Raw genomic sequence first — 13577 nt, 5'->3', positions numbered from 1 at the left:
GTCATTCGCACCAGCACCGCTGGGCAGCTGTGATGCACAGCATTATTTTTCATATAACCAACAGAGTTATTGCTTACTAAAATGCGTTTAACCAGCAACCTGAACATTATTGTGGTCCTCGTCGTGGTGATTATTAGTCGCCGCGGGGGCTGCCATTTGGGTTTTAGATAGACGAAAAAACCAGATTCCAGCAAAACCCCCGCACCGCAAGGTCCGGGGGTTTTGTCGTTTTAAGGCCCCGGAAAATGCGAAGCAGCGGGGCCGGTGAGCGCAAATGGCGCTACCGGGCACGCTGGACCAGCGCTGACGCTTCAGAGCGCAGCAACTATGCAGAGCAGATGCAACACAGAGGATAAGGGTATGACGGGCGCGGAATTAGTGATCAAACTGCTGACAGAGCACAAGGTAGATAGCATTTTTGGCTATCCTGGCGGCGCTATCATGCCGATTTACGACGCACTCTATCAAAGCCCGGTCAAACATTACCTCTGTCGGCATGAGCAAGGCGGCGCTTTCTCCGCCATCGGTTATGCCCGAGCTTCCGGCCGTACCGGTGTCTGTATGGCAACCTCAGGCCCTGGCGCCACCAATTTAATCACCTCCTTGGCTGATGCACTGCTGGACTCAGTGCCAGTGGTCGCGATCACCGGTCAAGTCTCACAAGCTGTGGCTGGCACTGATGCTTTTCAGGAAGTGGATGTGCTCGGCTTGTCGCTGACGGTGACTAAGCACAGTTTTTTAGTGAAAAATGTGGCGGACTTAGCCGACACGCTGCGCCAGGCTTTTGTATTGGCACAAAGTGGCCGGCCAGGCCCGGTGCTGGTGGATATTCCGAAAGACGTGCAATTAGCCCAGGCCGACTACGTTGCGCCTCGCCCGTTAACGGCAGTGAACCCGCATCTGGCAGCCATGCCGGAGCCACAATTACAACTGGCGCGCACCTTACTGAGCCAGGCCAGCAAGCCGATCGCCTATATTGGCGGTGGCGTGCATATGGCCGGTGCTTTAACCGAGCTGAACGACTTTTTGCAACAAACCGGTATTCCTAGTGTCACCACCTTAAAAGCCATGGGGTCGGTCGAGCAAAGCAATCCGTATTATTTAAGTATGCTTGGTATGCATGGTACCCAGGCGGCGAATTTAGCAGTGCAACAAACTGATTTACTCATCTGTTTAGGCGCCCGTTTTGATGACCGGGTCACCGGCAATCTGCAGAAATTTGCCCCTGAAGCCAAGGTGATCCACCTCGATATCGATCCGGCAGAGCTGAATAAACTGCGCCGTGCCGACTGCGCCATGCTGGGCGATTTACGCCAGTTATTGCCGCAATTGGTCACATCGGTGCAGTGTCAGGCCTGGCAGCAACATTGTTTGCAATTAAAACAACAATTTGGCTGGCGTTATGACCATCCGGGTGAACGCATTTATGCGCCTTTACTGTTAAAGCAACTAAGCGAGCGGATGCCGGATAATTCGGTGGTGAGCTGTGATGTGGGCCAGCATCAAATGTGGGTGGCGCAGCATATGCGGTTTTCCACGCCGCGCAATCACTTAAGCAGCGGTGGCCTTGGCACCATGGGTTTTGGCTTACCGGCCGCCATTGGCGCGCAAATTTCCAGGCCGCAGGATACCTCGATTGTGGTCAGCGGCGATGGTTCTTTTATGATGAATGTACAGGAGCTGGCCACCATCAAAAGATTCCGGTTGCCGGTGAAAATTGTGGTGATCGACAACCAGCGCCTTGGCATGGTGAAACAATGGCAGCAGCTGTTTTTCGCCGGTCGTTACAGTGAAACCGATTTATCCGATAACCCGGATTTTGTCTCGCTGGCCGCCGCTTTTGCCATTCCGGGTCATAGCATCAGCCGCAAGGACGAAGTGGCCGATGCGCTGGAAGCGATGTTTAGCTGGCCTGGGCCTTATTTATTGCACGTGCGGATTGATGAAACCGACAACGTCTGGCCCTTAGTACCGCCAGGTGCTGCCAACCACGACATGATGACTGATTTGCCACAATGGGAAGAATAGCCATGAGGACCAACGAGATGCGCACCCAACATACTTTAACTATCCAGACCGGCCTGGAAGTCGTCGCCGTTGAACGTTTATTGCAAGTGACCCGCTACCGTGGTTTTCAGCTGGCGGGCATGGAAATGAAACCGCTGGCCGATATGAGCGGTCTGCTGGTGACCCTGACTATTCTGACTGACAAACCGATCAGCCTGCTGACGGCGCAACTGAATAAGTTATACGATGTACAACAGCTGGAGTTGCATGCCACTGCGGCTGTGACTGCAGCTTTAATTGCTTGAGCAAAAACAATAACGACCAGCCCCACGATGGGCTGGCGATCATCACAACCAAGTGGCCCTGAACTCAATAACTTTGCGCTGACGTCGCCTTGAACACCACGTCAGCATTCAATTCAAGAAATGCAGGAGTAAACCGCATGCCTAAATTACGTTCAGCCACCACCACCGAAGGCCGCAATATGGCGGGCGCCCGCGCGTTATGGCGCGCCACCGGCGTCAAAGATACCGATTTCGGCAAGCCCATTATTGCTGTGGTGAACTCTTTTACCCAATTTGTCCCGGGCCATGTGCATTTACGCGATCTTGGTAAGTTAGTGGCCGAAGCCATTGAAGCGGCGGGCGGTATTGCCAAAGAATTTAATACCATCGCCATCGACGACGGCATTGCCATGGGGCACGGCGGCATGTTGTATAGCTTGCCTTCGCGCGAAATTATTGCCGACTCGGTGGAATATATGGTGAACGGCCACTGCGCCGACGCCATGGTCTGTATTTCCAATTGCGACAAAATCACCCCAGGCATGTTAATGGCGGCGCTGCGCCTCAATATTCCGGCCATTTTTGTCTCAGGCGGGCCGATGGAAGCCGGTAAAACCAAGCTGTCGGATCAAATTATCAAGCTCGACTTAGTTGATGCCATGGTGTCGGCTGCCAACCCCAATGTCAGCGACGAAGACAGCGAAAAAATTGAAAAAAGCGCCTGTCCGACCTGCGGCTCCTGCTCTGGTATGTTTACCGCCAACTCAATGAATTGTTTAGTGGAAGCTTTAGGCTTAGGTCAGCCGGGCAATGGTTCTATGCTGGCCACCCATAGCGACCGCAAAGCGCTGTTTATCAGTGCTGGCGAACGTATTATGGAGCTGTGCAACCGCTGGTATAAACAGGATGATGCCAGCGCTTTGCCACGTTCGATTGCCAATAAAACGGCTTTTGAAAACGCCATGATGCTGGATATCGCCATGGGCGGCTCCACCAATACCGTGCTGCATTTACTGGCCGCAGCTATTGAAGCTGAAGTTGATTTTGGCATGAACGATATCGACCGTCTGTCGCGCATGGTGCCGCATTTATCCAAAGTGGCGCCTTCGACGCAAAAATACCATATGGAAGATGTGCATAGAGCAGGGGGGGTGATTGCCATTCTGGCCGAATTAAACCGTGCCGGTTTACTGAACCCAAATACACCGCATGTGGCTGGGAGCTCCTTGGGTGATGTGTTAGCGCGTTATGACATTATGACCACCCAGGATCAGGCGGTAAAAGACTTCTACCGCGCTGGCCCGGCCGGTATTCGCACCACCCAGGCCTTTTCCCAAAGTTGCCGTTATCCGACGCTGGACGATGACCGCGCTGAAGGTTGTATCCGAAGTTTGGAAAACGCCTACTCGCAAGACGGTGGTTTAGCGGTGCTGTACGGCAACTTAGCGCCGAATGGTTGTATTGTGAAAACTGCCGGTGTTGATAAAGACAACCTGGTATTTAACGGTGTCGCCCGCATTTTTGAAAGCCAGGATGAATCGGTCGCAGCCATTTTGGCAGGCAATGTGGTGGCTGGCGATGTGGTGATTATTCGCTACGAAGGGCCAAAAGGTGGTCCGGGTATGCAAGAAATGTTGTATCCAACCAGTTACTTAAAGTCGATGGGGCTGGGTAAAGCTTGTGCCTTAATCACCGATGGCCGTTTCTCCGGTGGTACTTCGGGTTTGTCGATTGGCCATGTGTCACCGGAAGCGGCCAGCGGTGGTGCTATCGCGCTGGTGCAAGACGGCGATGGTATTGATATCGATATTCCAAACCGCTTGATTCAAATTCGCATCAGCGATGCTGAATTACAAAAACGGCGCGAAGCGATGGAGGCCAAAGGCAAACTGGCGTGGAAACCTGTTGATCGCGTCCGTGTAGTAAGCCCGGCGCTGAAAGCTTATGCCATGCTGGCAAGCAGTGCCGATAAAGGCGCGGTGCGGGATTTATCAAAACTGGAAGAATTATGAGTCAGGCGGCATTCAAAACGCTAGCGCCGCTGGCTGAGACTGAGGCGCCGCTGGCCGAAGCTGAGGTAACGGACGTTGTGGGCAGTGGCCGCAACCCGGCCTATCCGCCAAGCTTGCTGACCGCGGCCGAAGCGCAAGTGCTGCAACAGCAGTATTTACGCGAAATATTGCTATCGCCAGTGTATCAGGCGGCGGTGGAAACACCGCTGCAGGCCATGCCGAAATTAGCGCAGCGGCTGGGGCATCATGTGCTGCTTAAACGTGAAGATCACCAGCCGGTGTATTCCTTTAAGCTGCGCGGCGCTTTTCATAAACTGCATAAAGTGGCGGCACAAAATCCAACGGCGCAGGTCGTGTGTGCTTCGGCTGGCAACCACGCCCAGGGTGTAGCGCTGTCGGCCAGTAAACTTGGCTTACATGCCACTATTGTGATGCCGATCACCACGCCGGAAATTAAAGTGGCGGCGGTGCGGGCGCGCGGTGGCCATGTGATGTTGCACGGTACCGCCTTTGACGAAGCCAACCGTTTTGCCATTGAACTGGCGGCCACCCAAGGCGCGGTCTACATTCCGCCGTTCGACGATGCGGATGTGATTGCAGGCCAAGGCACTGTGGCGAAAGAATTACTGACTCAGCACAACAAGCTAGATGCGGTATTTATTCCGGTTGGCGGCGGTGGTTTGCTGGCGGGCATGGCGGTCTATATCAAAGCTGTACTGCCGAATGTGCGGGTAATTGGCGTTGAACCGGATGACGCCAATTGTTTAGAAGTAGCAATGCTGAACGGCGCGCCTGTGACTTTACCCCGCGTAGGCTTATTTGCCGACGGTGTGGCGGTGAAACGCATCGGCAGTGAAAACTTTAAACTGGCGCAGCTGTATTGCGACGATGTGGTGACAGTGTCCAGCGATGAAATCTGCGCCGCCATTAAAGATATTTTTGAAGACCTGCGTGCGGTGGCAGAACCAGCCGGAGCTTTGGCGTTGGCGGGACTTAAAAAATACGCCGCTTTGGCTGACCATAGCCAGAATTTTGCTGCCGTGCTGTCCGGTGCCAATCTGAATTTTGATACCTTGCGTTATGTGTCTGAGCGCTGCGAACTCGGTGAGAAAAAAGAAGCGGTGTTTGCGGTCACTATTCCGGAAGAAAAAGGCAGTTTCCGCCGCTTCTGCGAAACCCTTGGCGGCCGTGCTATTACTGAGTTTAACTATCGTTATGCTTCGGATAACAAGGCGCATATTTTTGTCGGCATTAAACTCAGAAGCGGCGCGGAAGAGCTGCAACAGGTCAATCAGGCGTTATCGGCAGCGGGTTATGACTATCAGGATCTGTCTGATGATGAACTCGCCAAGTTACATGTGCGTTATATGATTGGCGGTATGCCACCACGTTTAGTGCAAGAGCAGGTGTACCAGTTTAATTTCCCGGAATATCCGGGTGCTTTGATGAATTTCCTTAATACGCTGGGCGAAAAGTGGAATATCACTTTATTTCATTATCGTAATCATGGGGCGGCTACTGGCGATGTTTTAGCGGGTTTTGAAATTGCCGATCCGGCTGAGATTGAAGGGCATTTGGAGGCTTTGGGGTATCCTTATCAGCTGGTGACGGGGAATAGAGCTTATCGGACGTTTTTGATGGCTGGGTGAGGTGACGAGTGAAACGGAATTTCAAATAGGGGATTATTAAAATTGAAATTCCGTATGAAATGGAGTTGATTATTAAAATAATTAATCGTTATTCGGTCTAGTTATTGTCTATCTGTTTTGAATAGGTTGGTTGTCTTTCCAGCTTGAGACTTGATCTGTTATAAATTGTGAAATACCAGCTATTTTCTCCAAGTTACAATGCTTTGCAAGTCTATAGTTTCTTGAGTCTTTAGTCATTACTGGTTTGCAAGCGCTCTTTAATTTAATGTCAAGTAGTGGGAGTAAAAAATCTTTTCCAGATATGATCCGGTCACCGTATGGTTCTAACTTATCTCTCTGTTCCTTTAGTAGTTTATTTAAATCTACATCTGGATTTTTTTCCTTTAATGAGGTGAGTATTTCATTTATTGTTTTTTCTATTTTTGCATTGTCAAGTACTGCTTCATTTTTATTCTGAGTAATGAATGATGAAATTTTCCTGCTAACAGTGGCTATTTCAGGTGCCATTTTATTTGCAAGAGAAAAAACAACAAAAAGATCGAATATTTTTACCACATCAGATTTGTTTATTTCATCCCAGTTTAAAATCTTAAGCGCATTTTCATGTGAAATGTTTCCTATTGTTTCCTTTACTATTGTTGTTGCTGCATCTTTGCAGAAAAGGATGTTTTCAATGCAATAAAAACTATGCCTCCAAACTCTGCTAGGATCTTTAATCTCACCGTCAAACCATTTGAAATCGCCATCAACAATGAAAATTCTTGGATAGCTGTAATCAAAGTCGTTTGCAGCGCGAATTGTATTCTCGTATCCGTTTAACGCTATTATTTTAACTATTTTACCTGTGTCTGGTGCTAATCTATTGAGTAGTGTCAAATAAAACTCTTCGCTACCATCATCCTCTACATAGATTTCTATATTTTGCAATGTTCTAAATAAAACGCCTACACTTGAAGCGTACGTATCTTTATATTTTGGAATCATGTTTTAAATCACTATTTTTGTAATTGGCACGCAGAATAAATCTTTTCCATTTATAATTGCTGGTGAATGAGTGGCAAATATAAGCTGCAAGGATGGGCTCGCTTTTTGTATTTGACTAACAAACATTTCCTGCCATGCGAGATGCAAAGAGAGCTCTGGTTCATCGATAATAAAACAACCTTTGCTGTTAACTTTTTTATCGAATATCAAGTGGGCAAACATAGTGATTATTTGTGTTTCTCCGGATGACAAGGAGCCAACCTCAATCGGTGTTCCCTTGACTTCTATTTTCAGTTTTCCCTTTGCTATAGATATTTTCTTTCCAGTCTGGCTGAAGAATGAATTGATAATTTCCTCGAATAAGACTGACTTTTCATTTAGTCGTTTCTTGCTTTCGTTTAGTTCTTTAATGAATTCAACGATTCTATTTATTCTGCTTATTTGAGCACTATTTATAAAGACAAAAGTTAACGCTTCCATCTGCCCATGTTCATTGTCTTTTTTTGTTCCTTTGTTTTCATTTATCTTTTTTATCTTCTGTGACAGATTTTCGAAAAATTTTACTGTTTCTTCTTTGATTGCAGTTGTTGTTTTCTCATCTAAATTTAAATCACCAATCGAGCTATAAATTATTTTTTTCTTTTCTTCTATTTCTTCAATTTTTGGGAGGTTTTCTATGCTGAAGCTTGGATTTATATCTGTTACAGAGAATGCGTCAACTAATATTTTTTGCTTTATTTTTTCATTTTCGAATATCGTTCTCTTATCGACAAATAATTGATGGCTTGAAATTAGTTTCTTTACCTGCCCAAGGATTGAGTCATCATCTTCATCATAGTATTCTTCTTCATCATCTCGAATATGGATTCTTCTAATCCATGGCATAGAAGATTTGTCTGAGTTTTTTTTGTCAAAGTTTGATTTTCTGTCTAGCGTCACGAATATAGGTTTCTGTATTTTTTTAATGTCTTCAAAAAATTTTAATTCCACATCTGTGATATGTCGCTCTATGTTTTTTATGTTGATGACTTCTATTGTTTTATCACTCTCAAAATTTTTTGATGGTATGTTGGCAGTTATTTTTATAACATTGTTAGTTTTAACAACCCTGATAGAGTATGTGGTATCCGACTGATGAATTTTGAACTCGATGGTTGCACTATCAAAAGGTACTGATTGTATTTTTCTGATGTTCGGCGTTAAAATTCCATCGATCATATTTAATGCTGTTGTCTTTCCGCACCCGTTATGCCCATAAAGAAAGTTCAAGTCATCTTTGAATTCAATATCAAAGTTAAGATAACCATGCACGTTGGTTGCAATAAATCTTTTAAGTATCATAGTTCTCACTTTTATAGTTCGTGCACAACGCACGGGGTCAGGTCTTACGTTTTGTCCCAGATAAATATGAAGTCGCCAAAAGAAATGCAGAAAATGTTTAGCGGGATATTTAATGGCCAGAGGGCCAAAGAAAACTAAACTGCCAAACGTCCTTTTCCGGCAACTTCGTTACAGTGGTAACTTGTTATCCACCAACTTAAAACAGCCATTCAGAAACGGCAAGTTCTTTTTCGGAACTAAGTCATCTATCCGCTTTAATGCCGAAGCTCAAACCCATCCGCTACTAAAGCCTGTTTGGCAAAGTTGCTAATAGCTTTGGTGTCATGATATGGGATGGTATTAAAACCTAACTGTTCGAATTCGCGGCTGACTTCAATAAATGCGCCGGTCAGTTTAGGATTGGTGCTGGTTGGGCCTTGCAGTGGTAGCAGGATATTTTGTGTTTTCAGTACGTCGTTTCTCGCCAAACGGTCGAATCGGCCGAGCCAGGTTTGGGCATGGTCCATCATTTTGGTGGCGTTTTGTTGCTGGAAGGCCAGCGGGCGGATCACAAAGGTGTAGTTGGTTTTAGCGATCAGCGGCAAGGTGATTTCTTCAAAACGACCGACTAACGGCTGCTGTTTAAAATGAGTCAGCTTTTCTGTTTTCAGCTGCGCCCGGATGGCGCGCACCATCAGTTGTTCCTGATAGGCTTCTGTTAAAAAAGTACGGTGGACCAGTTGTTCAAATAACTGGTCGGCAATGGCCGCAGGTTTTTTATCCACCAGCATAGTGCGAAGGTCTGAGCTAATACAAAAGAATGGACCAATGTTTCCCGTGGCCGTACTAATTCCTGCATCACGGCGACCAACTCTCTGGGTAACACAGTGGCGGCGTAGTCTTTGACGCGGTTTAACTCGGTTTGCACTGTGTTAATGGTGGTTTTGTATAACTTGCCGTCCACATCTTCAAAAAAATCCGTGACGCGGGCAAAGCGGGCGGGTGCCAGCCGGAATTCAAATACAGCATGCTCGGGGGCGCATAGCACAATGCCGACGTTGGCGAATTCGCCCGTCTGCGCATGAGGTAAAAACCTGACTATTGCGTACTGATACAAAGTTTTCATATCAGAGCCTCCCAAAATTCGTCTGTGCTGAATAATGCCAAAGTGGCGGTGATCTGAGCCAAATAATCAGGCTCTGCCAATAGCCATTCTTGCGGCAGACTGGCAGCATACTGGGCAAAACCATACTGTGTAATCTCTAGCCTACCGCGACCACTTGACGCTTGTTAACACCCCAAGCGCTGAGGAAAAACCTTGGGTGAGGTATTGATTGGCAGGTAGATTTTAATGCTTTTGACCTGCCCTCAAACGTTTATGCGTTGGGGGGCTACTTGTTCAATTATTGGGTTACGTCCGTTTCGAGTAATAACACATAGGTAATTATCATACCCAAGAAGTTGAACACGGGCGTAACGGAGATAACCTGAGTTCCTTCTTTCTGAATTTTTATCAACTCGCTATTTAACCGTTCGCTGGTGGTTTTATTTGGTAACCAGCTAGCAAATCCAGGTTGGTAAACGACAGTAAAGCGCATAATTTTTCCTAATTGTCATTTGTAAAACCCAATTGCTGTAACAATTTATGGGTGTCCTTTTATATTTTTTAGAAGCGATAACTAACTGAGGCTGAGTCTTCTTCGCTCTGAATCACAGCATAAAACCTATCGATAGTTTCCTCGCAACTAATTTCTCAAGTGTTAAATAATCTAAATCTATCCCACCTTGTCCATTATCGGAAATACAAGAGCAGTTTATATTTATTTTACACTTCGATTGTTCCAGTCCAGATTTAAACGCTGTATCAATAACATTTAATCCAAGGTCAATCAGCTCTTCGAGATTTGGCCCAACGTTCTCTATTGTATACACCCATAATGTGAATGGCCTAGGTTTGCCATTTCTATCTAAACTGTTGATAGAGTATCCTGAGGATGATTGGCCTGCATATGAAACAATATCTTCCAATGATAACATCTCTGATATTATCCTAATATGCACAGTAAATTCTATCATTGTTGTTCCTCTTTAATGTTCCCAATAGAGTCTCCAAGAGTTCCATCCGAACCTTGTGGAAAAACTTCTCCACAATCTTTGCACACTTCGACATTGGAATTATTTGGCATATTTGCATCATTTTTTAAGCCATGAATAGAGTTTTTAACTTCCTTAGATGTCATACCATGATCTTGAGCAATTTTTCCTTCGCGATCAGTCGTTTTACCACCACATGAAGGGCATTCACCTACTTCTGGTTGACCTTGGCCTTTTTGCTCTTTAGAGCTATCTGACCCCGAAATTACCGATTGTGCAATTGCTACTAAAGCTGATGTTATTGGCGATGTTGTAATTAATGGCACATTTGGAGCACTAGGAGAACCACCTGAACTGGAAGGTACACCAGGATGTCCCGGAATATGGGGTTGTACATTGCCGCCAACAGGTGGGGCAATCGGTAATGGTCTGATTAATAGTGCCGGATTCCGACCGTTAGGATCCGTGTATTTATACGGATTATTATTCGCATAAGCATACCGGTTAAACATCATCGGATTCGATGCGGTAAACCCAACCGGATCATTCGAGTAGAAACGCCCAATCACTGGGTCATAATACCGCTGCTGCATATAAATAAGATTTAAATCTTCATCTTGCAGGTGTCCGGTGTAGCTGATGCCGGCTTTATCTCCTGCTGAGCGTTTGCCGAAGGGTTCATAATGGCTGCGGCTGATGATATTGGCGGCGGCGTCAGTTTCTGCGACCACAGAGCCCAAAATATCCGTATGCTGATAACGCACAGTGGTGGCGGCAGGCGTCTGGGTCGAGAGCAGAGCGAGCAACAGCAGCGCAGCCTGTATCAGTTTAAACATGGTTATCTCCTTAAAAATCAGCCAAAAACCATGGTTTGTTTCATTTGAGGGTGCAATCATGGACAGCCACTTATTTAACTCTGGCTGCCCACTTAATTGTCTGCGATCTGCTGGTGGGGAATTTGCGTTTTGCCGAGGCGGTAACAACGCACGGGGTCAGGACTAATGTGACCCTGAAGTCTATGTTGCCAAGCCGTTGTTGGCTATTTAGGTTTATTGCTCAGGTGGGCACGGCGGCGTTGCAGCGCTTCGTGCTCAAATTCGTCCATATATTGCGCCAGGTCGTTTTTCCACTTATCTTTTTCAAAGTTTAAATCGACCATCTGCTGGTTGGTTTCCAGCTTGTCTTTGCGCACCAGTAACTCATGGGCTCGCAGGTGCAGTTCTTGCGCCACTTCCGCATAAATTTGTGGTTCACCACGCAGCTTCAGTAGCTGGCGCGCCAGATACAGGACAACGGCAAACATCATTAAGGTTATGGCAATCAGCATATTGCTTAGCGCTCCTGCAACATTAGTTGGCGGCGGCGTTGGTAATATTCGCGGAACAATATTAAACCAACTGCTGGGGCTACTAAAGTGTCTAGCAACAAGTTGCCTAACTGATAAAAAGTGGCAAAAAATCCGGTGTCAAAAGTTGCACGATCTACAAAATCAATCACTTGCAGTAAGCTTGACGCCACATAATAACAAACAAGAAGTAACGACACGTCGGACAGCCGGAGTTGATAAAAGCGGTGAAACTTCCATAACAACATCAGACAAACTATATGCAATCCCATCCAGCCACCATACCAGACAAAATAATTCAGCAGTGCTTCGGTTGATGCTATTTGTCCCAAGTTTGGTATTGCAATACTTTCCAATCCCTTGCCTAAGCAAAGCACTAAGATCCCGATCGATGATGAACTAAATTTTTTATCGGTCAATAGCACAAAGGTCAACAGCAGGCTACATAACAGGGACACTGAGTTGTTCACCGCTATTAATGAGCTTTTAGTGTTGATTGCAGCCAGAAAATCGTTTAACACCGATAAATCCATTTTATAAGTCTCTGTTCAATCAGTAATAGGCTGGGCCTTCCAAGCTAAAGGACTACGTTAATCACCCACTGGCGGACGAGTACCATTACCACCTGGAATTGCCGGAGATTCAGCTGTGCTGGTTGCATAAATAGGCGTAGTTCCTTTAGTCGCGTCTATTAACGCACCAGTATTTCCGCCAGCAACAGATGCAGCCAACTGCAGACTCAGCAGATCCAGTGTTGGCAAGTGATTGTTAAATGATGGTTGTGTTTTTTTCATATCACAGTCCTATGAATAAGCTTAACGCTGTTAGTTTTCTGTTTGAAATCTAGTGTATTGGCACGGTACAGCTATTTGCCGAATATGTGCCGCAGTCTCATAACCGCCAGCGGCTTGTTATCGGTTGCAGCAAGGTGTAACAGATAGTGAGCACACTCCAACAACATAAGTGAAGTTCGCTATCTGCGGCAATGGTTGCATGTCAGTTTTTGATAAATAACCGGTGATAAATTTTAGATATTTTTTTGACAAAAAATGCCATCTGGCTCAACACATTAAATAACGTCACGCGCCCTGTTGCTTGTAACATTGTGTTGCGCCTGTCTGGTGCAGGCCAGGTTTGTGCTGGGCGCGCCCTGTTGCTGTGGCATGCCAGCCCGGCTGTGTTTGTTGGCTAACCCCACATTGCTGCGCCACCTTACGAATAAAACCCTATTTAGTTCAGCCCCATTACAAAAATATAGTTTTGATCTTTATCGTCACTGGCTGCGTTAAGACTGAGGATTTTTTGTTCAACCTCAAGCGTAAGGAAATGACGATGAAGCTCTCTGTCTTAATCAAATCTGCGGTGTTTTCTGCAACTTTATTGGTCGCTGGTGCTGTGCATGCTGGCAGCGCCAAAACGGATATTGTCGACACTGCAGTGGCGGCTGGTGATTTTACGACGCTGGTCACAGCGGTCAAAGCAGCTGAATTAGTTGATACGTTAAAAGGCACTGGGCCTTTTACTGTATTTGCGCCCAATGACGCCGCTTTTGCCAAAGTGCCGGCCGACACGCTGAAAGGGTTGCTGGCTGACAAAGCCGCCCTGGCAAAAGTGCTGACTTATCATGTGGTACCGGGCAAAGTGATGGCCGCTGATGTGGTGAAACTATCTTCTGCCACCACAGTGCAAGGTCAGGCACTGAACATTGCAGTCAAAGATGGCAAAGTTTTTGTCGATGGCGCCGAGGTGATTAGCACCGATATCGAAACCAGCAATGGTGTGATCCATGTGATTGACACTGTGGTGCTGCCAAAAGGCTAATTGAATGTGATCCGCAAAACCTGTCGGTTTGGTAATTGGACTCGCCGCGTCGCGGCAGTCC

General features: G+C 46.5%; 14 protein-coding genes. 5 read left to right on the top strand and 9 right to left on the bottom strand.

Annotation, left to right across the window (positions count from 1 at the left end):
* The first annotated feature begins 360 nt into the window (after positions 1-360).
* The 4 genes from ilvG to ilvA all read left to right on the top strand — a co-directional run bounded on the left by ilvG (position 361) and on the right by ilvA (position 5952).
* Entirely contained in the window at positions 361-2028 is a 1668-nt protein-coding gene (gene ilvG / locus AC53GJ_RS20655) for an acetolactate synthase 2 catalytic subunit (RefSeq protein WP_496730286.1), read from the top strand.
* A 17-nt stretch (positions 2029-2045) separates the two neighbouring features.
* Positions 2046-2312 carry an acetolactate synthase 2 small subunit gene (ilvM, locus tag AC53GJ_RS20650; RefSeq protein ID WP_496730285.1) on the top strand — a complete coding sequence of 89 codons (267 nt, stop codon included), beginning with the start codon at positions 2046-2048 and terminating at the stop codon, positions 2310-2312.
* A gap of 137 nt (positions 2313-2449) precedes the next feature.
* Positions 2450-4303 (top strand): dihydroxy-acid dehydratase, encoded by a 1854-nt coding sequence (gene ilvD / locus AC53GJ_RS20645; RefSeq protein WP_496730284.1) that lies wholly within the window; start codon positions 2450-2452, stop codon positions 4301-4303.
* 140 nt (positions 4304-4443) lie between these two features.
* Complete coding sequence (gene ilvA, locus AC53GJ_RS20640; RefSeq protein WP_496732830.1) at positions 4444-5952, top strand: threonine ammonia-lyase, biosynthetic; 1509 nt, start codon at positions 4444-4446, stop codon at positions 5950-5952.
* Positions 5953-6060: 108 nt separating this feature from the next.
* Here the strand turns inward: ilvA and AC53GJ_RS20635 are convergent, their stop codons facing one another.
* The 9 genes from AC53GJ_RS20635 to AC53GJ_RS20595 form a co-directional block, all read right to left on the bottom strand.
* A complete protein-coding gene (locus AC53GJ_RS20635; protein WP_496730283.1) occupies positions 6061-6936 on the bottom strand; it encodes a DUF4435 domain-containing protein in 876 nt (291 codons plus the stop codon).
* A gap of 3 nt (positions 6937-6939) precedes the next feature.
* Positions 6940-8277 carry an AAA family ATPase gene (locus AC53GJ_RS20630; protein ID WP_496730282.1) on the bottom strand — a complete coding sequence of 446 codons (1338 nt, stop codon included), beginning with the start codon at positions 8275-8277 and terminating at the stop codon, positions 6940-6942.
* 254 nt (positions 8278-8531) lie between these two features.
* Positions 8532-9041 carry a hypothetical protein gene (locus tag AC53GJ_RS20625; protein WP_496730281.1) on the bottom strand — a complete coding sequence of 170 codons (510 nt, stop codon included), beginning with the start codon at positions 9039-9041 and terminating at the stop codon, positions 8532-8534.
* Positions 8975-9382, bottom strand: coding sequence for a DUF3037 domain-containing protein (locus AC53GJ_RS20620; protein WP_496730280.1), 408 nt, complete (start codon positions 9380-9382; stop codon positions 8975-8977). The genes AC53GJ_RS20625 and AC53GJ_RS20620 overlap by 67 nt, the downstream gene beginning before the upstream one ends.
* Before the next feature lie 584 nt (positions 9383-9966).
* On the bottom strand, positions 9967-10332 hold the full coding sequence (locus AC53GJ_RS20615) for a hypothetical protein (RefSeq protein ID WP_496730279.1): 366 nt from the start codon (positions 10330-10332) through the stop codon (positions 9967-9969).
* Positions 10329-11186: an RHS repeat domain-containing protein gene (locus tag AC53GJ_RS20610; RefSeq protein ID WP_496730278.1), complete on the bottom strand. Its 858-nt coding sequence runs from the start codon at positions 11184-11186 to the stop codon at positions 10329-10331. The genes AC53GJ_RS20615 and AC53GJ_RS20610 overlap by 4 nt, the downstream gene beginning before the upstream one ends.
* A 203-nt stretch (positions 11187-11389) precedes the next feature.
* Positions 11390-11677 (bottom strand): hypothetical protein, encoded by a 288-nt coding sequence (locus AC53GJ_RS20605; RefSeq protein WP_496730277.1) that lies wholly within the window; start codon positions 11675-11677, stop codon positions 11390-11392.
* 5 nt (positions 11678-11682) lie between these two features.
* A complete protein-coding gene (locus AC53GJ_RS20600; RefSeq protein ID WP_496730276.1) occupies positions 11683-12129 on the bottom strand; it encodes a hypothetical protein in 447 nt (148 codons plus the stop codon).
* Positions 12130-12285: 156 nt separating this feature from the next.
* Positions 12286-12489, bottom strand: a complete 204-nt coding sequence (locus AC53GJ_RS20595; RefSeq protein ID WP_496730275.1) for a hypothetical protein — start codon at positions 12487-12489, stop codon at positions 12286-12288.
* A gap of 538 nt (positions 12490-13027) precedes the next feature.
* On the opposite strand from AC53GJ_RS20595, the gene AC53GJ_RS20590 reads away from it, so the two are divergent.
* Complete coding sequence (locus tag AC53GJ_RS20590) at positions 13028-13516, top strand: fasciclin domain-containing protein (RefSeq protein WP_496730274.1); 489 nt, start codon at positions 13028-13030, stop codon at positions 13514-13516.
* Positions 13517-13577: the final 61 nt, after the last annotated feature.

It is taken from the genome of Rheinheimera sp. B2H12, from assembly GCF_059620065.1.
This window is presented reverse-complemented; position numbering and strand designations above follow the sequence as displayed.